General features: G+C 52.5%; 19 protein-coding genes. 13 read left to right on the plus strand and 6 right to left on the minus strand.

Translation table 11 applies throughout. The features are described 5' to 3' along the window. Positions 1–355 precede the first annotated feature (355 nt). From cyoA to SK39_RS05785, 6 genes are all read left to right on the plus strand, one after another. Positions 356–1,303 (plus strand): cytochrome o ubiquinol oxidase subunit II, encoded by a 948-nt coding sequence (gene cyoA / locus SK39_RS05760; protein WP_003021613.1) that lies wholly within the window; start codon positions 356–358, stop codon positions 1,301–1,303. Between the two features lie 19 nt (positions 1,304–1,322). Then, the gene (gene cyoB, locus SK39_RS05765) at positions 1,323–3,314 is read left to right on the plus strand and encodes a cytochrome o ubiquinol oxidase subunit I (RefSeq protein ID WP_003021610.1); all 1,992 of its coding nucleotides are present in this window, start codon (positions 1,323–1,325) and stop codon (positions 3,312–3,314) included. Beyond that, positions 3,304–3,918: a cytochrome o ubiquinol oxidase subunit III gene (locus SK39_RS05770; RefSeq protein ID WP_003021608.1), complete on the plus strand. Its 615-nt coding sequence runs from the start codon at positions 3,304–3,306 to the stop codon at positions 3,916–3,918. Before cyoB ends, SK39_RS05770 begins: the two co-directional genes overlap by 11 nt. Then, positions 3,918–4,247 (plus strand): cytochrome o ubiquinol oxidase subunit IV, encoded by a 330-nt coding sequence (locus tag SK39_RS05775; protein ID WP_003021607.1) that lies wholly within the window; start codon positions 3,918–3,920, stop codon positions 4,245–4,247. Before SK39_RS05770 ends, SK39_RS05775 begins: the two co-directional genes overlap by 1 nt. An 11-nt stretch (positions 4,248–4,258) precedes the next feature. After that, complete coding sequence (gene cyoE / locus SK39_RS05780; protein ID WP_129622446.1) at positions 4,259–5,149, plus strand: heme o synthase; 891 nt, start codon at positions 4,259–4,261, stop codon at positions 5,147–5,149. Between the two features lie 221 nt (positions 5,150–5,370). Next, the gene (locus SK39_RS05785) at positions 5,371–6,735 is read left to right on the plus strand and encodes an MFS transporter (protein ID WP_048216759.1); all 1,365 of its coding nucleotides are present in this window, start codon (positions 5,371–5,373) and stop codon (positions 6,733–6,735) included. An 80-nt stretch (positions 6,736–6,815) separates the two neighbouring features. Here the strand turns inward: SK39_RS05785 and SK39_RS05790 are convergent, their stop codons facing one another. Continuing rightward, positions 6,816–7,307: a YajQ family cyclic di-GMP-binding protein gene (locus SK39_RS05790; protein WP_003831002.1), complete on the minus strand. Its 492-nt coding sequence runs from the start codon at positions 7,305–7,307 to the stop codon at positions 6,816–6,818. Positions 7,308–7,481: 174 nt separating this feature from the next. Here SK39_RS05790 and panE point away from each other — a divergent pair, with 174 nt between their 5' ends. Genes panE through SK39_RS05805 form a run of 3 tightly spaced genes read left to right on the plus strand, consistent with a single transcriptional unit; the run spans position 7,482 to position 10,061 of the window. Beyond that, positions 7,482–8,393 (plus strand): 2-dehydropantoate 2-reductase, encoded by a 912-nt coding sequence (gene panE / locus SK39_RS05795; protein ID WP_003021593.1) that lies wholly within the window; start codon positions 7,482–7,484, stop codon positions 8,391–8,393. Next, entirely contained in the window at positions 8,356–8,946 is a 591-nt protein-coding gene (gene yajL / locus SK39_RS05800) for a protein deglycase YajL (protein ID WP_048216760.1), read from the plus strand. The genes panE and yajL overlap by 38 nt, the downstream gene beginning before the upstream one ends. A 32-nt stretch (positions 8,947–8,978) precedes the next feature. Continuing rightward, complete coding sequence (locus SK39_RS05805) at positions 8,979–10,061, plus strand: hypothetical protein (RefSeq protein ID WP_048216761.1); 1,083 nt, start codon at positions 8,979–8,981, stop codon at positions 10,059–10,061. 65 nt (positions 10,062–10,126) lie between these two features. Here the strand turns inward: SK39_RS05805 and thiI are convergent, their stop codons facing one another. Further along, positions 10,127–11,575, minus strand: a complete 1,449-nt coding sequence (thiI, locus tag SK39_RS05810; protein WP_005125147.1) for a tRNA uracil 4-sulfurtransferase ThiI — start codon at positions 11,573–11,575, stop codon at positions 10,127–10,129. A gap of 196 nt (positions 11,576–11,771) precedes the next feature. Here thiI and xseB point away from each other — a divergent pair, with 196 nt between their 5' ends. Genes xseB through yajO form a run of 4 tightly spaced genes read left to right on the plus strand, consistent with a single transcriptional unit; the run spans position 11,772 to position 15,832 of the window. Then, positions 11,772–12,014, plus strand: a complete 243-nt coding sequence (gene xseB / locus SK39_RS05815) for an exodeoxyribonuclease VII small subunit (protein WP_003021586.1) — start codon at positions 11,772–11,774, stop codon at positions 12,012–12,014. After that, positions 12,015–12,914, plus strand: a complete 900-nt coding sequence (ispA, locus tag SK39_RS05820; RefSeq protein WP_003021584.1) for a (2E,6E)-farnesyl diphosphate synthase — start codon at positions 12,015–12,017, stop codon at positions 12,912–12,914. A gap of 24 nt (positions 12,915–12,938) precedes the next feature. Beyond that, positions 12,939–14,801, plus strand: a complete 1,863-nt coding sequence (gene dxs, locus SK39_RS05825) for a 1-deoxy-D-xylulose-5-phosphate synthase (protein WP_032936978.1) — start codon at positions 12,939–12,941, stop codon at positions 14,799–14,801. Positions 14,802–14,857: 56 nt separating this feature from the next. Next, positions 14,858–15,832: a 1-deoxyxylulose-5-phosphate synthase YajO gene (gene yajO / locus SK39_RS05830; RefSeq protein ID WP_003847594.1), complete on the plus strand. Its 975-nt coding sequence runs from the start codon at positions 14,858–14,860 to the stop codon at positions 15,830–15,832. A gap of 103 nt (positions 15,833–15,935) precedes the next feature. Here the strand turns inward: yajO and pgpA are convergent, their stop codons facing one another. From pgpA to ribH, 4 genes are all read right to left on the minus strand, one after another. Continuing rightward, on the minus strand, positions 15,936–16,454 hold the full coding sequence (gene pgpA, locus SK39_RS05835; RefSeq protein ID WP_003021578.1) for a phosphatidylglycerophosphatase A: 519 nt from the start codon (positions 16,452–16,454) through the stop codon (positions 15,936–15,938). Further along, on the minus strand, positions 16,432–17,409 hold the full coding sequence (thiL, locus tag SK39_RS05840) for a thiamine-phosphate kinase (RefSeq protein WP_003835968.1): 978 nt from the start codon (positions 17,407–17,409) through the stop codon (positions 16,432–16,434). The genes pgpA and thiL overlap by 23 nt, the downstream gene beginning before the upstream one ends. Before the next feature lie 77 nt (positions 17,410–17,486). Next, the gene (gene nusB / locus SK39_RS05845; protein ID WP_000801129.1) at positions 17,487–17,906 is read right to left on the minus strand and encodes a transcription antitermination factor NusB; all 420 of its coding nucleotides are present in this window, start codon (positions 17,904–17,906) and stop codon (positions 17,487–17,489) included. Between the two features lie 19 nt (positions 17,907–17,925). Continuing rightward, the gene (ribH, locus tag SK39_RS05850; RefSeq protein WP_003021575.1) at positions 17,926–18,396 is read right to left on the minus strand and encodes a 6,7-dimethyl-8-ribityllumazine synthase; all 471 of its coding nucleotides are present in this window, start codon (positions 18,394–18,396) and stop codon (positions 17,926–17,928) included. Between the last annotated feature and the right edge of the window lie 14 nt (positions 18,397–18,410).

Consider the following 18,410-nt stretch of genomic DNA (forward strand, 5'->3'; position numbering starts at 1 on the left):
TTGGAAATTATTGACGCCTTTTATATATTTTATTTTCCTTACTCGATTCAGCCACTACAGATTTATTTTTTGTTCCCAAATTGTCTTTTTATTGATAATCAATTGTTAAACAATTGTTTTATTTTCGTATTGGTTATACCAATTGCCCTCAGCCTGTCCCCCACCTGCCTGCTTTCGTTATAACGTGATGTTGCAACAGGTTCTTAAAGTCAAAGCGACATATATTGCAACATATGTGACATGCACGGCAGAACCCAGTAACACAGATCCAAGGATGTTTACAGTAATGTAACCTTCCCGTAAAATGCCCTCACACTTTAAACGCCACCCGGTCCCGTGGAATTGAGGTCGTTAAATGAGACTCAGGAAATACAATAAAAGTTTGGGATGGTTGTCATTAATTGCAGGCACTGCGTTACTCAGTGGCTGTAATTCTGCGCTGCTTGACCCTAAAGGACAGATTGGACTGGAACAACGTTCACTGATACTGACGGCATTTGGCCTGATGTTGATTGTCGTTATTCCTGCCATCTTGATGGCTGTTGGTTTTGCCTGGAAGTATCGTGCAAGCAATAAAGATGCGAAGTACAGCCCGAACTGGTCACACTCCAATAAAGTGGAAGCTGTGGTCTGGACGGTGCCGATCTTAATCATCATTTTCCTTGCCGTTCTGACCTGGAAAACCACTCACGCTCTTGAGCCAAGCAAACCGCTGGCGCATGACGAGAAGCCCATTACCATCGAAGTGGTTTCCATGGACTGGAAATGGTTCTTCATCTATCCGGAACAGGGTATCGCTACCGTGAATGAAATCGCCTTCCCGGCGAATACTCCGGTTGAGTTCAAAGTGACATCCAACTCCGTGATGAACTCCTTCTTTATCCCGCGTCTGGGTAGCCAGATTTATGCCATGGCCGGTATGCAGACTCGACTGCATCTGATCGCCAACGAAGTCGGTACTTATGATGGTATCTCCGCAAGCTATAGCGGACCAGGCTTCTCCGGTATGAAGTTCAAGGCTATCGCAACAAAGGACCGCGCCGAATTCGACCAATGGGTTGCTAAAGCTAAACAGTCCACGAACACCATGAGCGACATGGCTGCGTTCGAGAAAGTGGCTGTGCCAAGCGAATACAACCAGGTGGAATACTTCTCCAACGTGAAACCCGATTTGTTTAAAGATGTTATTAACAAATTTATGGCTCACGGTAAGAGCATGGACATGACCCAACCCGAAGGTGAGCACAACGCACACGAAGGCATGGAAGGCATGGACATGAGCCACGCGGAATCCGCTCACTAAGGGGCCGAGGAAGAATACGATGTTCGGAAAATTGACGCTGGATGCAGTGCCGTTCCATGAACCCATTGTCATGGTTACGATCGCTGCCATTATCATCGGTGGTGCGGCCTTACTGGGCCTAATCACTTACTTCGGTAAGTGGACCTACCTGTGGAAAGAGTGGCTGACTTCGGTTGACCACAAACGCCTTGGCATCATGTATGTCATTGTTGCAATCGTCATGTTGATTCGTGGCTTTGCCGACGCCATCATGATGCGTAGTCAGCAAGCGCTGGCTTCTGCAGGTGAAGCGGGCTTCTTGCCACCTCACCACTATGATCAGATCTTCACGGCTCACGGCGTGATTATGATCTTCTTCGTGGCAATGCCATTTGTTATCGGTCTGATGAACCTGGTGGTTCCACTGCAGATCGGTGCACGTGACGTTGCATTCCCGTTCCTGAACAACCTGAGCTTCTGGTTCACCGTTGTCGGCGTAATCCTGGTTAACCTGTCTCTGGGCGTAGGTGAATTCGCACAGACCGGTTGGCTGGCGTATCCACCACTTTCGGGAATAGAGTACAGTCCAAGCGTCGGGGTCGATTATTGGATATGGGCAGTCCAGTTGTCCGGTATTGGTACAACCCTGACCGGTATCAACTTCTTTGTGACCATCATTAAGATGCGTGCGCCAGGAATGACCATGTTCAAGATGCCGGTATTCAGCTGGGCGTCTCTGTGCGCGAACATCCTGATTATCGCTTCTTTCCCAATCCTGACGGTTACCGTCGCGTTGCTGACCCTGGATCGCTATCTGGGTACCCATTTCTTTACCAACGATATGGGCGGCAACATGATGATGTACATCAACCTGATTTGGGCCTGGGGCCATCCGGAAGTGTACATCCTGGTTCTGCCGGTCTTCGGGGTGTTCTCCGAAATCGCGGCAACCTTCTCACGTAAACGTCTGTTTGGTTACACCTCGCTGGTGTGGGCAACCGTGTGTATCACCGTTCTGTCGTTCGTTGTTTGGCTGCACCACTTCTTCACCATGGGTGCAGGCGCTAACGTAAACGCCTTCTTCGGTATTACCACCATGATTATCGCCATCCCGACTGGGGTGAAGATCTTCAACTGGCTGTTCACCATGTATCAGGGCCGTATCGTATTCCACTCAGCGATGCTGTGGACGATTGGCTTTATCGTGACCTTCTCAGTCGGCGGCATGACCGGCGTACTGTTGGCGGTTCCGGGCGCAGACTTCGTACTGCACAACAGTCTGTTCCTGATTGCGCACTTCCATAACGTTATTATCGGCGGCGTCGTATTTGGCTGCTTCGCAGGTATGACCTACTGGTGGCCAAAAGCGTTTGGCTTCACGCTGAACGAAACCTGGGGTAAACGCGCATTCTGGTTCTGGATCATCGGCTTCTTCGTGGCATTTATGCCGCTGTACGTGCTGGGCTTCATGGGTATGACCCGTCGTCTCAGCCAGCAGATTGACCCACAGTTCCATCCGATGCTGGTCGTTGCCGCCTGCGGTGCCGCGCTGATTGCATTGGGTATCCTGTGCCAGCTGATTCAGATCTACGTTTCTATTCGCGACCGCGAGCAGAACCGTGACCTGACCGGTGACCCATGGGGTGGTCGTACGCTGGAGTGGGCAACATCTTCCCCGCCTCCGTTCTATAACTTTGCCGTTGTGCCGCACGTTCACGAGCGTGATGCCTTCTGGGAAATGAAAGAAAAAGGTGAAGCGTACAAGCAGCCTGCGCACTATGAAGAAATTCATATGCCGAAGAACAGCGGTGCCGGTATCGTCATTACCGCCTTCGCAACACTGTTTGGTTTCGCCATGATCTGGCATATCTGGTGGCTGGCGATTGCAAGCTTCGCAGGCATGATCATCAGCTGGATTGTGAAAAGCTTTGATGAAGACGTGGATTACTACGTGCCGGTCCCGGAAGTCGAAAAACTGGAAAACCAGCATTTCGATGAGATTACTAAGGCAGGGCTGAAAAATGGCAACTGATACTTTAACGCACGCGACTGCCCACGCGCACGAACACGGGCACCACGATGCAGGCCAGACCAAAATCTTCGGATTCTGGATCTACCTGATGAGCGACTGCATTCTGTTCTCTATTCTGTTTGCAACCTATGCCGTTCTGGTGAACGGCACCGCAGGTGGCCCGACAGGTAAGGACATTTTTGAACTGCCGTTCGTTCTGGTTGAGACATTCCTGCTGTTATTCAGCTCCATTACTTACGGCATGGCAGCGATTGCCATGTACAAGAACAACAAGAGCCAGGTTATCTCCTGGCTGGCGTTGACCTTCTTGTTCGGTGCCGGATTCATCGGGATGGAACTCTATGAATTCCATCACCTGATTGTTAACGGCATGGGCCCGGATCGTAGCGGTTTCCTGTCTGCGTTCTTCGCGCTGGTCGGCACGCACGGTCTGCACGTCACCTCCGGTCTTATCTGGATGGCGGTTCTGATGGTGCAAGTCGCTCGTCGCGGCCTGACCAGTACTAACCGTACCCGCATCATGTGCCTGAGCCTGTTCTGGCACTTCCTGGATGTGGTATGGATCTGTGTGTTCACTGTTGTTTATCTGATGGGGGCGATGTAATGAGTCATGCTAACGAGAGCGGCGGCGCATCCCATGGCAGCGTAAAAACCTACATGACAGGTTTTATCCTGTCGATCATCCTGACGGTTATTCCGTTCTGGATGGTGATGACAGGTTCTGCCTCTCCGGCCGTCATTCTGGGAACTATTCTGGCAATGGCAGTGGTACAGATTCTGGTGCACCTGGTGTGCTTCCTGCACATGAATAGTAAATCTGATGAAGGTTGGAACATGACGGCCTTTGTCTTTACTGTGCTAATCATCGCCATCCTGGTTGTGGGCTCCATCTGGATTATGTGGAACCTTAACTACAACATGATGATGCACTAAGAGCGGCAATTATGATGTTTAAGCAATACCTGCAAGTAACGAAACCAGGCATCATCTTTGGCAACCTGATCTCGGTGATTGGGGGATTCCTACTGGCCTCGAAAGGCAGCATTGATTATCCCCTGTTTATCTACACGCTGGTTGGGGTGTCACTGGTTGTGGCGTCGGGTTGTGTATTTAACAACTACATCGACAGGGATATCGACAGGAAGATGGAGAGGACCAAAAACCGCGTGCTGGTTAAAGGTCTGATTTCCCCTGCGGTCTCACTGATGTACGCCACCCTGCTGGGTATTGCTGGTTTTATGCTGCTGTGGTTTGGCGCGAACCCTCTGGCTTGTTGGCTGGGGGTAATGGGCTTCGTGGTCTATGTGGGCGTCTATAGCCTGTACATGAAGCGCCATTCCGTTTATGGCACGCTGATTGGCTCACTCTCCGGCGCAGCGCCGCCGGTGATTGGCTACTGCGCCGTAACCGGTGAGTTCGATAGCGGTGCGCTGATTCTGCTGGCTATTTTCAGCCTGTGGCAGATGCCGCACTCTTACGCGATTGCGATTTTCCGCTTTAAGGATTATCAGGCCGCCAACATCCCGGTACTGCCGGTGGTGAAAGGTATTTCCGTCGCGAAAAACCATATCACGCTGTATATCATCGCATTTGCTATCGCCACGCTGATGCTAACCCTGGGCGGCTATGCAGGTTATAAATACCTGATTGTTGCTGCGGCGGTGAGCGTCTGGTGGTTGGGCATGGCGCTGCGCGGTTATAAAGTGGAAGATGACAAAGTCTGGGCGCGCAAGCTGTTCGGTTTCTCCATCATCGCCATTACCGCGCTTTCCGTGATGATGTCCGTCGACTTTATGGTGCCAAACTCGCAGAACCTGCTGACTTACGTCTGGTAAGTTAATCGTCACATCTTCTATGCCGGATGGCGGCTGACGCCTTATCCGGCCTACAAAAAAGCACATTGCTTGTAGGCCGGATAAGATACGTGAGTATCGTCATCCGGCATTTTCGTTTCCAGCCGACTCCCCTCACAACCCCAACATTTGTTAATAAAGCGCATATTTACCCAGCCTGCTTAGCGCTTTACACTAGGCGCGAAATTAATACAGAGGTGGGAATGAACGATTACAAAATGACGCCCGGTGAGTTGCGCGCCACCTGGGGTTTAGGGACCGTATTCTCGTTGCGCATGCTTGGCATGTTTATGGTTCTACCGGTTCTGACCACGTACGGTATGGCGCTACAGGGCGCCAGCGAAGCGTTGATTGGCCTTGCCATCGGCATTTACGGCCTGGCGCAAGCCGTCTTCCAGATCCCCTTTGGTCTGCTCTCTGACCGCATTGGTCGTAAGCCGCTTATTGTCGGCGGACTGGCGGTATTCGTTCTCGGCAGCGTGATTGCTGCCCTCTCCGATTCAATCTGGGGCATTATTCTTGGTCGCGCATTGCAAGGTTCCGGAGCAATTGCCGCGGCCGTGATGGCGCTGCTTTCCGACTTAACCCGCGAGCAAAACCGCACCAAAGCGATGGCGTTTATCGGCGTCAGCTTTGGTATCACCTTTGCCATTGCGATGGTGCTGGGGCCAATCGTTACCCATGCGCTGGGGCTCCACGCGCTGTTCTGGATGATTGCCGCCCTTGCTACCACGGGTATCGTGCTGACCATTTGGGTCGTTCCCAATAGCACCAGCCACGTACTAAACCGTGAATCGGGCATGGTAAAAGATAGCTTCAGCAAAGTGCTGGCGGAGCCCAAACTGCTGAAGCTCAATTTCGGCATTATGTGCCTGCACATTTTGCTGATGTCCACTTTCGTCGCGTTACCAGGACAACTGGCGAAAGCCGGTTTCCCCGCCGCAGAACACTGGAAAATTTATCTGGTGACGATGCTGCTATCCTTTGTTTCCGTGGTGCCGTTCATCATTTACGCCGAAGTGAAGCGCAAGATGAAACGCGTGTTCCTCGCCTGCGTGTTACTAATCCTTATTGCAGAGATTGTATTGTGGAGCGCTAACGTGCGTTTCTGGGGCCTGATTGCGGGGGTGCAGATTTTCTTCCTCGCCTTCAACCTGATGGAAGCCCTCCTCCCCTCGCTTATCAGCAAAGAATCGCCTGCGGGTTACAAAGGCACGGCAATGGGTGTTTACTCCACCAGCCAGTTTCTTGGCGTGGCGATTGGCGGTTCGCTCGGCGGTTGGGTGGTTGAAATGTTTGATGGTCAGGCCGTATTTCTGGCCGGTGCGCTGCTGGCGGCAGTTTGGTTGATTGTGGCAAACACAATGAAAGAGCCACCGTACGTCAGCAGCCTGCGTGTGGAAATTCCACCAGAAATTGCCGCAGATGACACGTTAAAGCAGCGCCTGCTGGCAAAAGAAGGAATAAGCGAAGTGTTAATTGTGGCGAAAGAGCATTCGGCCTACGTGAAAATCGACAGCAAAGTCACCAATCGATTTGAGGTTGAGCAGACCATCAGCCAGACGTGATGATTACCGGATGGTAACTAACGTCTCGTCCGGCCTACAAATAGCGTGTGCGACCTGTAGGCCGGATCAGGCATTACGACTTAATCACGGAAGTTTTTAAACTGGAACGGCTGGCCGAGATCACCACCGCGAACCAGCGCCATGACGGATTGCAGATCGTCACGCGCCTTACCGGTCACACGAATTTCTTCACCCTGAATCTGCGCCTGCACCTTCAGCTTGCTGTCTTTGATCAGCTTAACGATTTTCTTTTGCACCGCGCTTTCAATGCCCTGCTTCAGCTTAGCTTCAACAAACCAGGTTTTACCGCTGTGCACAAAGGTCTCTGGTACGTCCAGCGAGGTGCCTTCAATACCGCGTTTCAGCAGCTTGGCACGCAAAATATCCAGCAGCTGATTAACCTGAAAATCAGACTCGCTCAGCACCTTAATCGTCTTATTTGACTCATTCAGCTCAAAAGTGGCTTCAACGCCACGAAAATCAAAGCGTGACTCGACTTCACGGCTGGCGTTATCCACCGCGTTACGGGCTTCCTGAAGATCAACTTCAGAGACAATATCGAAAGATGGCATCTTTTCCTCTCCCTTCATTTTTGATGCGAAGCATAATACCTGCAAAGTTACTCAACAGACAGCGCTATACTAGGCTGTATCCTTTCATTGTACGTGGTAGCGACATCTGCGAACAATAATAGGGTGCGGTCGATATGGATTAACACCTGGTGCTGTTGCAGGTGAGGAGGAAGAATGAAAATTACCGTACTGGGATGTGGAGCGTTAGGACAGCTATGGCTTACAGCGCTGTGCAAACATGGACATGAGGTGCAAGGGTGGCTGCGCGTACCGCAACCCTACTGCAGCGTAAACCTGATCGACACGGATGGCTCAGTTTTTAATGAATCCCTGACGGCAAATGACCCCGACTTTTTGGCAAAAAGTGACCTGCTGCTAGTCACCCTGAAGGCCTGGCAGGTTTCTGATGCGGTAAAAGGCCTGTCTGCAATTCTGCCTGAAACCACGCCCATTCTGCTTATTCACAACGGCATGGGGACGATTGAAGAGTTACATAACATTAAGCAACCCTTGCTGATGGGAACCACCACCCACGCAGCACGCCGTGACGGGAACGTCATCATTCATGTCGCTCAGGGAACAACGCGTATTGGGCCGGCGCGTGAGCAAGACGGCGATTTCAGCTATCTGGCTGAAACCCTGCAAGAGGTGCTGCCGGACGTCGCCTGGCATAACACTATTCGCGCCGAGCTTTGGCGCAAGCTGGCCGTCAACTGCGTCATTAACCCGCTGACCGCATTATGGGATTGCCCAAACGGTGAGTTACGCCATCATCCGGAAAAAATAGCGCTCATCTGCGAGGAAGTAGCAGCGGTGATCGAACGCGAAGGCCACCACACATCAGCGGATGATTTACGCTATTATGTCGAGCAAGTGATTGACAGTACGGCGGAAAATATCTCATCTATGCTTCAGGACATTCGCGCCATGCGTCATACCGAGATCGACTACATTACCGGTTATTTGTTAAAACGTGCACGCGCGCACGGCATCGCCGTTCCGGAAAATGCCCGCCTGTTTGAAATGGTTAAAAGAAAGGAAAGTGAGTATGAGCGCTCAAGCACTGGTATGTCTCGCCCCTGGTAGTGAAGAAACCGAAGCGGTTACTACTATCGATCTACTGGTTCGCGGCGGAATTAAGGTCACAACCGCCAGCGTCGCCAGCGATGGCAACCTGACGATCGTGTGCTCGCGCGGTGTGAAACTGCTGGCGGATGCGCCATTAGTCGAAGTTGCTGATGGCGATTTCGACATTATCGTACTGCCGGGCGGTATTAAAGGCGCCAAGTGTTTTCGCGACAGCCCTCTGCTGGTCGAAACCGTGAAGCAGTTTCATCGCTCCGGACGCATTGTCGCGGCAATCTGTGCCGCGGCTGCCACCGTCCTCGTCCCGCACGATATTTTCCCCATCGGTAACATGACCGGTTTTCCGGCGCTGAAAGACCAAATCCCCGCTGATCAATGGCAGGACAAGCGCGTCGTATGGGATCCGCGCGTCAACCTGTTAACCAGCCAGGGACCGGGAACCTCAATCGATTTCGGTTTGAAAATCATTGATCTTCTGGTCAGTCGTGAAAAGGCTTACGAAGTTGCATCACAACTGGTGATGGCAGCGGGAATCTATAACTACTACGAATAAATCTTCAGGCCACTCCCTTATAAGGAATCATAATGAAAGGATATCTAAGTGGAGTGGCTTTACTGCTCCTTTCCGGTTATGCCACAGCGACGCAACTCGACATAAAGAGTATTGAGTATCGCTATCCCGGAAGCACTGAAATGCAATATCGCGTGCCATGGTTTTCCTCGACGGATAACCCCAAGGTTGCGAAACGTATTAACGATTATATTTTCGCAACCTTTATCAATCAGCTACCGGGTAATACTCCGCAGGCCACAGTAAACCAGTTTGCGAAATCAGCCATGAATCCCACCGCAAACCTTAACTACACGGTTGAATTTCGCGACCAAAAAATCCTGACCATGAATATGTTTGTCGAAGGCTGCGGAGCGTATTGCGAATCGTACAATGTACCGCTCAGCTTCGATTTAGCCAACGGCGCGGCAATTACCCTCAACGACCTCTTTTCCCGTTCTACGATGGCCGAATTAAATACTCGCATCAGAAAAGATATCCGTGGCCAAATCGACACATTTGTTGATGCGCATAAATCGCAAACACCAGAACAAATAAAAGAAGAGAAAGGTGAAGTTTTTAACTACGCCGAATTCTACGCATCGTGCGCAACCTACACCGACGGTTTGTACTACATCGACAAATTCTCCCTGCAAAAAGACCATCTGGCCTTCCTGAACGGACGCTGTAGCAACCACGCCAGCCGCGCACTCGACGAGTTGGGTGATTTCACCACGAAAATCCCAACCGCGGAACTGCAAAATCGGCTCACGCCGTACGGCCAGTATCTGACTGGAGCAAAGAGTACAACACAGGTTTCCCCAGCGCCCGGCATTGACGGCAAAGTCATGTACGGCACGCTGGGAAAAAGCATGCGTATTGTGTTGAAGGTGGACTGCAAATACGGTGATTTTTTTGAAGGGGCTTACTTTTACCAGAAATTTGGCGCACCGATTGAATTAACCGGCAAATGCGATACAGCCGACAATCAACATTATGAACTGAAGACATCTGCTGCTGAACAAGCGCAAGAGAAGATAACGCTGGAGTTAAAAGACGGTGTCTATCAAGGCGTCTGGGAGTCGAACGGGAAGACGCTTCCTGTGCGTTTTGAATAATATCGTTGCATTGCCGGATGGCGGCGTAACCGCCTTATCCGGCCTACAACACGGTGTTTACTCAATTACGGGCGATACACCTTCACGTTTTCAAAGCCCTGCTCGCGCAGATACAGCGCCTGCAGACGGCTCATCACCCCGCGTTCACACCACAGCAGCCAGGTTTTGCTCTGGTCCAGATCGCCGAATTTGGTGCTCAACTTGTAGAACGGCAGAGAAACGACGTCCACACCGTCAACCTTCAGAGGTTTATCATCCTGTTCATCCACAGAACGGATATCCAGGATCACATCGTTCGGGCCGAAACCGCTCACGGTTTCCACTTCCACCACGGTCTGCTGCGTCTGCTGGGCGATATCGCGAATATCAATATTATTCGCTTCTTCAACCACTTTATCGAGGATCGAGAAATCGAAGTTTTCTTCTTCGGCCTCAATCTTCGCTTTAATCGCTTTCACCGTCGGGCTTTTTGAAATCACACCGCAGTATTCCGGCATGGTACGCGCAAAGTCCTCGGTACCAATTTCACGCGCCAGGTTGATAATGTGCTCTTTATCATGGGAGATAAGCGGGCGCAGGATCAGGGTGTCTGATACGTTATCGATCAAACGCAGGTTGGTCAGCGTCTGACTGGACACCTGGCCCAGTGCTTCACCGGTTACCAGCGCCTGTACGCCGTAGCGCTCAGCGACTTTCGACGCCGCGCGAACCATCATACGCTTGAGAACCACGCCCATCTGGCCGTCATCAACTTTCTCCAGGATCTCACCGACCACCGGTTCAAAGTTGATAGCAACAAAACGCACGCGATGCGAACTACCGAAGCGATTCCACAGGTAATGCGCCACCTGGCGAACACCGATTTCATGCGCTGCCCCGCCAAGGTTGAAGAAGCAGTAGTGCACGCGGCAGCCGCGACGCATCAGCATGTAGCTGGACACGCCGGAGTCGAAACCACCGGAGATCAGCGACAGTACGTCTTCCTGCGTACCAATTGGGAAACCGCCAATACCTTCATAGCGGCCTTTAACCAGCAACAGACGGTCGTTTTCGATTTCAAGATTAACCGTCACGTCCGGCTTCGTCAGCTTCACGCGCGCGGATTCAATATGCTGGTTCAGTCCACCGCCAACATAACGTTCCACCTCAATGGAGCTAAACTCATGCTTACCACGACGCTTAACGCGTACGCAGAAGGTTTTACCTTCCAGTTGATCGCGATACTGCACCAGTGCTTTCTCGAAAATATCGTGCATATCGGTAAACGGCACGTCTTCTACTTCGAGAATGTGGTGGATCCCCGGAATACGGGTCAGCGCGTCGCGAATGTCCAGGCGCTGGCTTTCATCTTTAGCGCGAACCTCAACGTGATCCCAGTGACGGACAACGGCAAGGTCTTCATCATAGTGCTTTAAAACGTTACGAATGTTCCCTGTCAGAATTTTTATAAAGCGCAAACGCACAGATTGGCTTTTGATGGTGATTTCTGGGAACAATTTAATGATAAACTTCATGGCGGCAATGGTTCTTAGGCAAGTCTGAATGACTTGTAATGGAAAAAAATACAGCAGCCCATACCCGCGACTGCATCCAGGCGCGCAAGTATATCACCATCACGCGGCTACTGTGCACATTGCGCGTTATTTGCTTATCAGTGCGAGTCCGTTACCATAGTCTTGTGCTGCCAATACAGAGAGTCAGACATTCATTATGCCGAAGAAAAATGAAGCGCCCGCCAGTTTTGAAACCGCGCTGAGCGAGCTGGAACAAATTGTTACCCGTCTGGAAGGCGGCGACCTGCCGTTAGAAGAAGCGTTAAACGAATTCGAACGCGGCGTACAGTTGGCGCGTCAAGGACAGGTCAAATTGCAACAGGCTGAACAGCGCGTACAAATCCTGCTGTCAGATACTGAAGACGCGGCCCTTACGCCTTTTACACCGGATAATGAGTAAATGGATTTTACGCAGCAGCTACAGGCTTGCGTTGAGCAGGCCAACCAGGCACTGAGCCGTTTTATCGCGCCACTGCCCTTTCAGAACACTCCCGTGGTCGAAACCATGCAATATGGCGCATTATTAGGCGGTAAACGCCTGCGCCCGTTCCTGGTGTATGCGACCGGTCAGATGTTTGGTGTCAGCCTGAGTACGCTTGATGCTCCCGCTGCCGCCGTCGAATGCATTCACGCCTATTCGCTGATGCACGATGATTTACCCGCGATGGACGACGATGACCTGCGCCGCGGTCTGCCGACTTGCCACGTAAAATTTGGTGAGGCAAACGCGATCCTGGCCGGAGATGCGCTGCAAACGCTGGCATTCTCCATTATCAGCGACGCTCCAATGCCGGAAGTATCTGACCGTGACCGCATCGCGATGATCTCTGAACTGGCTCAGGCCAGCGGTATCGCCGGTATGTGCGGCGGTCAGGCACTGGATCTGGAAGCTGAAGGTCATCAGGTTGAGCTGGATGCGCTGGAGCGTATTCACCGCCATAAAACCGGGGCATTGATTCGCGCCGCCGTACGTCTGGGAGCATTAAGCGCAGGCGATAAAGGGCGAGAATGCCTGGCAATACTCGACAAATACGCAGAAAGCATCGGTCTGGCCTTCCAGGTTCAGGATGACATCCTGGATGTGGTAGGCGATACTGCAACATTGGGTAAACGTCAGGGTGCTGACCAGCAGCTTGGCAAAAGTACCTATCCTGCACTTCTGGGTCTTGAGCAAGCCCAGAATAAAGCCCGGGATTTAATCGAGGATGCCCGCCAGTCGCTAAGTTTGCTGGCCGCACAGTCACTCGATACCTCGGCACTGGAAGCGCTAGCGGACTACATAATCCAGCGTGATAAATAAACCAACATATCCCATGAGCTTGCGATGAGTTTTGATATAGCCAAATACCCGACCCTGGCGCTGGTCGACTCCACCCAGGAGTTACGTCTGCTGCCAAAAGAGAGCCTGCCAAAGCTTTGCGACGAACTGCGCCGCTATTTGCTCGACAGCGTAAGCCGTTCCAGCGGGCACTTCGCCTCTGGTCTGGGCACGGTGGAACTCACCGTCGCGCTGCACTATGTCTACAATACCCCGTTTGACCAGTTAATCTGGGATGTAGGACATCAGGCTTACCCGCACAAAATACTGACCGGACGCCGTGATAAAATCGGCACCATTCGTCAGAAAGGCGGTTTGCATCCGTTCCCGTGGCGCGGTGAGAGCGAGTATGACGTACTGAGCGTTGGGCACTCTTCAACCTCCATCAGCGCAGGTATCGGTATTGCGGTTGCCGCTGAGAAAGAAGGCAAAGAACGTCGTACCGTATGTGTGATTGGCGACGGCGCTATCACCGCCGGGATGGCGTTTGAAGCGATGAACCACGCAGGCGATATTAAACCCGACATGCTGGTTATCCTCAACGACAATGAAATGTCGATTTCAGAGAACGTTGGCGCGCTGAACAATCATCTGGCGCAACTGCTCTCTGGCAAACTCTACTCCTCGCTACGCGAAGGAGGGAAAAAAGTCTTCTCCGGCGTACCGCCGATTAAAGAGCTGCTCAAACGTACCGAAGAACACATCAAAGGCATGGTTGTGCCGGGTACGCTGTTTGAAGAACTGGGATTTAACTATATCGGTCCGGTGGACGGTCACGACGTGCTGGGGCTTATCACCACACTGAAGAACATGCGCGATCTGAAAGGCCCGCAGTTCCTGCACATCATGACCAAAAAAGGTCGTGGTTACGAGCCGGCAGAAAAAGATCCAATCACCTTCCACGCGGTACCAAAATTCGATCCATCCAGCGGATGCCTGCCGAAAAGCAGCGGCGGCCTGCCGAGCTATTCAAAAATCTTCGGTGACTGGCTGTGCGAAACCGCGGCGAAAGACAATAAGCTGATGGCAATCACCCCGGCGATGCGCGAAGGCTCCGGTATGGTGGAATTTTCACGTAAGTTTCCGGACCGCTACTTCGATGTGGCGATCGCCGAACAGCACGCGGTGACGTTTGCTGCCGGTCTGGCGATTGGCGGCTATAAGCCGGTCGTGGCTATTTACTCGACCTTCCTGCAGCGCGCCTACGATCAGGTGCTGCATGATGTCGCCATCCAGAAACTGCCAGTTCTGTTCGCCGTTGACCGGGCAGGAATTGTTGGCGCAGATGGACAAACCCATCAAGGGGCGTTCGATCTTTCCTTCCTGCGCTGCATCCCGGAAATGGTCATTATGACCCCGAGTGATGAAAACGAATGCCGCCAGATGCTGTTCACCGGCTATCACTACAACGACGGTCCAACGGTCGTGCGCTACCCGCGCGGTAACGCGGTGGGCGTAGAGTTGACCCCGCTGGAACAACTGCCTATCGGGAAAGGTATAGTGAAACGTCACGGGGAGAAAGTGGCAATTCTCAACTTCGGTACCCTGATGCCGGAAGCCGCTCAGGTCGCAGAGTCGATGAACGCCACGCTGGTCGATATGCGTTTTGTGAAACCCCTGGATGAAACGTTGATCCTTGAAATGGCTGCCCAACACGAGGTGCTGGTTACCATTGAAGAGAACGCCATTATGGGTGGTGCTGGTAGCGGTGTAAACGAAGTGCTGATGGCCCATCGTAAGCCCGTCCCGGTGCTGAACATTGGCCTGCCAGACTTCTTCATCCCGCAGGGAACTCAGGATGAAGCTCGCGCCGATCTGGGTCTGAATGCCGTCGGAATTGAGGCCAAAATCAAGGCCTGGCTGGCATAAACCCCTCCCCGCTCCTGCTATGCTTAATTCATCACGAGCTAAGCAGGAGTGGATTGATGAAATACAACATCTTAGGAAAAACCGACCTACGGGTCTCCCGCCTTTGCCTGGGCTGCATGACGTTTGGCGAGCCTAATCGCGGCAATCACGCCTGGACGCTACCTGAAGAAAGCAGCCGCCCGATAATCAAACACGCCCTTGAGGGCGGCATTAACTTTTTCGATACCGCCAACAGCTACTCCGCTGGCAGTAGCGAAGAGATTGTCGGTCGCGCGCTGCGTGATTTCGCCCGCCGCGAAGATGTCGTGGTCGCTACCAAGGTTTTTCACCAGGTTGATGATTTAGCAGAAGGATTATCCCGCGCACAAATCCTGCGCTCAATCGACGACAGCCTCCGACGTCTGGGTATGGACTATGTCGACATCCTGCAAATTCACCGCTGGGATTACAACACACCTATTGAAGAAACCCTGGAAGCGCTGAACGACGTCGTGAAAGCCGGTAAAGCGCGCTATATCGGCGCCTCATCCATGCACGCTTCGCAGTTTGCTCAGGCGCTGGCCTTACAGAAGCAACACGGTTGGGCACAGTTCGTTAGCATGCAGGATCACTACAATCTGATCTACCGCGAAGAAGAACGCGAAATGCTGCCACTGTGCTATCAGGAAGGCGTGGCAGTGATCCCCTGGAGTCCACTGGCACGTGGACGCCTGACGCGCCCATGGGGAGAAACGACAGCACGTCTGGTTTCCGATGAAGTCGGTAAAAATTTGTACAACGAGAGCGATGAAAACGACGCGCAAATTGCCGCACGACTGACCGGGGTCAGTGAGGAGTTGGGTGTTACACGGGCGCAGGTTGCGCTGGCCTGGCTGCTGAGCAAACCGGGTGTGGCAGCGCCGATTATCGGCACATCGCGCGAGGAACAGCTGGATGAGTTGCTCAATGCGGTGGATTTAACGCTGAAGCCGGAGCAGATTGCCGAGCTGGAAACGCCGTACAAACAGCATCCGGTGGTGGGATTTAAATAAGTATTGGCGATAGCTAATTGTAGGCCGGATAAGCATAGCGCATCCGGCACTGATTGCCCGATGGCGCGACGCTTATCGGGCCTAAAACAGCCCCCCAAAAGGGTTAAATGATACCTACCGGCCAGTGATGACCGATAAAATACAAAATTCCGGCAGAGAGTATTCCGGCCACAATATCGTCGATCATGATCCCCGTCCCGCCATGCACGTTGCGATCGAACCAACGAATCGGCCACGGCTTCCACATATCCAGAATACGGAAAATCACAAATCCGGCGGCAACCCACTGCCAGTCATTGGTCGGCAGCGCCATCAGGGTAATCCACATCCCGACAAACTCGTCCCAGACAATGCTACCGTGATCGTGCACACCCATATCTTTCGCCGTTTGATGGCACAGATAAACGCCGATACAGATAGATAACATCACCACCAGTGAATACAGCTGCCACGGTAGAAAGGTCATTAAATACCAAAAAGGGATCGCCGCCAGCGATCCCATCGTGCCAGGAACAATTGGGCTCAACCCGCTGCCAAAACCGGTGGCTAGCAGGTGCCACGGATTGCGCATACTCAGGCGGCTTTTGGCGACATCTTTTTTAAGGCGCGGCAAAATGGTCATATCCTTTCCAGTCAAACGTGACGGATTTTCCATCGCGCGTAAAGTGAATGCCTTCCACGTCTGCGCTCATCTGCCCAATGCAGGTAAACGCTGCGCCGAGATTTCCCAGCGCCACATCCAGCGCACCACGGTTAATTTCCGGTACGGTAAAGCATAACTCATAATCTTCACCGCCCGAGAGCGCCCAGCGTAGGGCCTGTTCCGGCTCAACGTGCCGGGCGAATGCCGTGGAGTAAGGCAGCGCATCGACGTTAACCCGCGCGCCACAGCCGCTGGCATTAACGATATGCCCCAGATCAGAAATCAGGCCATCGGAGATATCGATAGCCGCACTGGCCAGATCGCGCAGGGCTTGTCCCTGCAAAATACGCGGCGTGGGACGCAGATGGCGTTTAAGCAGATAGTCTGCGTCTTTTGCATCTCCAACCTGCAACCGATTCTGTAAAATCGCCAGCCCCGCCGCGCTGTCTCCCGGCGTACCGGTAACATAAATCCAGTCCCCCGGCTTCGCACCAGAGCGTTTTAAGGCCCGTCCTACAGGAACGTAGCCATGGATACCCAACGTCATCGACAGTGGCCCACGCGTGGTGTCACCGCCAATCAGCTGCATATCATAGTAATTAAGCAGTTCAAACAGGCCATCACTGAAGGCTTCAAGCCAGGCTTCATCAACGTCAGGTAACGTGAGTGCCAGCGTCAACCACGCAGGATCGGCCCCCATCGCCGCCAGATCGCTCAAATTCACCGCCAGTGCTTTCCAGGCGAGATCGGTGGGATCAATGTCGGGGAGGAAGTGATTGCCTGCCACCAGCGTATCGGTACTGATCGCCAGCGTCTGTTTTTCAGGGATATTCAAGAGTGCGCAGTCGTCACCAATACCGGTTTCGACATCAAGACGAGACGTTCTTACGCGGTCAAAATAACGGGCAATCAGGGAAAACTCGCCGCATGCCATACGTTATGCCTCAGCAGAAAAAAAAGAAAAAGCCGGGGACAGCGGAAACAGGTTCCACCATCCAGCCGGCCTCGGGATTACTTTTTGTTGGGGCGAATCACAGGTGCTGCTTTATCCAGTACGCCGTTCACGAATTTATGGCTATCTTCAGCGCCGAAGGTTTTCGCCAGTTCAATCGCTTCGTTGATGGCCACTTTGTACGGCACATCACTACGTTTAGACAGTTCAAACAGCGCAATACGCAGTACGGCTTTTTCTACCTGACCCAGCTCTTCTAACAGACGAGACAGGTAAGGCTTCATTAATCCATCCAGGTACGCGCTGTTAGTCGCCACCCCGGACAGCAGTTCACGGAAATACAGAACGTCGACATCTTTAACGTCCTGTTCCGCCAGGAACTGGTATTCAACATCAGCGATGTCGTTCTGGGACAACTGCCAGGAGTAGAGCGCCTGGACGGCACACTCACGGGCGCGGCGACGAGCAGCAGGTTTCACGGATTTCCCCTTACAAAAATCAGGCCTTAATGGCTTTCAATACATTAATCATTTCAAGCGCAGTCAGTGCAGCTTCTGCGCCTTTGTTGCCGGCTTTAGTGCCAGCACGTTCGATGGCTTGTTCAATACTTTCGGTGGTCAGAACACCGAAGGCTACCGGAATGCCACTGTCCTGAGCGACATGCGCCAGGCCATTGCTTGCACCGCCAGCCACATATTCGAAGTGCGCGGTACCGCCACGGATCACCGTACCAAGCGCAATTACCGCGTCGTATTTACCGGTTTTTGCCAGTGCGTCAGCGGCCAGCGGCAGCTCATATGCACCTGGAACCCAAACAACGGTAATGTTTTCATCTTTAACCTGGCCAATACGTTTCAGGGCGTCGATAGCCCCTTCCAGCAGGCTGTCATTGATAAAGTTGTTGAAACGCGCAATGGTGATGGCGACGCGAGCGTCCGGGGTAGCAACGTTAGCTTCAATAATGTTCATATTCTTCCTTCGGG

The sequence above is a fragment of the Citrobacter sp. BIDMC107 genome, from assembly GCF_001037575.1.
In the GTDB taxonomy this organism is placed as follows: Bacteria; Pseudomonadota; Gammaproteobacteria; order Enterobacterales; family Enterobacteriaceae; genus Citrobacter; species Citrobacter freundii.

What these genes read in the sequence shown, in the direction of transcription:
- xseB (WP_003021586.1), top strand. Translation starts at nt 11,772, where the DNA reads ATGCCGAAGAAAAATGAAGCGCCCGCCAGTTTTGAAACCGCGCTGAGC.
- pgpA (WP_003021578.1), bottom strand. Translation starts at nt 16,454, where the DNA reads ATGACCATTTTGCCGCGCCTTAAAAAAGATGTCGCCAAAAGCCGCCTG.
- cyoB (WP_003021610.1), top strand. Translation starts at nt 1,323, where the DNA reads ATGTTCGGAAAATTGACGCTGGATGCAGTGCCGTTCCATGAACCCATT.
- yajO (WP_003847594.1), top strand. Translation starts at nt 14,858, where the DNA reads ATGAAATACAACATCTTAGGAAAAACCGACCTACGGGTCTCCCGCCTT.
- thiI (WP_005125147.1), bottom strand. Translation starts at nt 11,575, where the DNA reads ATGAAGTTTATCATTAAATTGTTCCCAGAAATCACCATCAAAAGCCAA.
- yajL (WP_048216760.1), top strand. Translation starts at nt 8,356, where the DNA reads ATGAGCGCTCAAGCACTGGTATGTCTCGCCCCTGGTAGTGAAGAAACC.
- ispA (WP_003021584.1), top strand. Translation starts at nt 12,015, where the DNA reads ATGGATTTTACGCAGCAGCTACAGGCTTGCGTTGAGCAGGCCAACCAG.
- cyoE (WP_129622446.1), top strand. Translation starts at nt 4,259, where the DNA reads ATGATGTTTAAGCAATACCTGCAAGTAACGAAACCAGGCATCATCTTT.
- SK39_RS05770 (WP_003021608.1), top strand. Translation starts at nt 3,304, where the DNA reads ATGGCAACTGATACTTTAACGCACGCGACTGCCCACGCGCACGAACAC.
- dxs (WP_032936978.1), top strand. Translation starts at nt 12,939, where the DNA reads ATGAGTTTTGATATAGCCAAATACCCGACCCTGGCGCTGGTCGACTCC.
- SK39_RS05775 (WP_003021607.1), top strand. Translation starts at nt 3,918, where the DNA reads ATGAGTCATGCTAACGAGAGCGGCGGCGCATCCCATGGCAGCGTAAAA.
- SK39_RS05790 (WP_003831002.1), bottom strand. Translation starts at nt 7,307, where the DNA reads ATGCCATCTTTCGATATTGTCTCTGAAGTTGATCTTCAGGAAGCCCGT.
- panE (WP_003021593.1), top strand. Translation starts at nt 7,482, where the DNA reads ATGAAAATTACCGTACTGGGATGTGGAGCGTTAGGACAGCTATGGCTT.
- SK39_RS05805 (WP_048216761.1), top strand. Translation starts at nt 8,979, where the DNA reads ATGAAAGGATATCTAAGTGGAGTGGCTTTACTGCTCCTTTCCGGTTAT.
- SK39_RS05785 (WP_048216759.1), top strand. Translation starts at nt 5,371, where the DNA reads ATGAACGATTACAAAATGACGCCCGGTGAGTTGCGCGCCACCTGGGGT.
- thiL (WP_003835968.1), bottom strand. Translation starts at nt 17,409, where the DNA reads ATGGCATGCGGCGAGTTTTCCCTGATTGCCCGTTATTTTGACCGCGTA.
- cyoA (WP_003021613.1), top strand. Translation starts at nt 356, where the DNA reads ATGAGACTCAGGAAATACAATAAAAGTTTGGGATGGTTGTCATTAATT.
- ribH (WP_003021575.1), bottom strand. Translation starts at nt 18,396, where the DNA reads ATGAACATTATTGAAGCTAACGTTGCTACCCCGGACGCTCGCGTCGCC.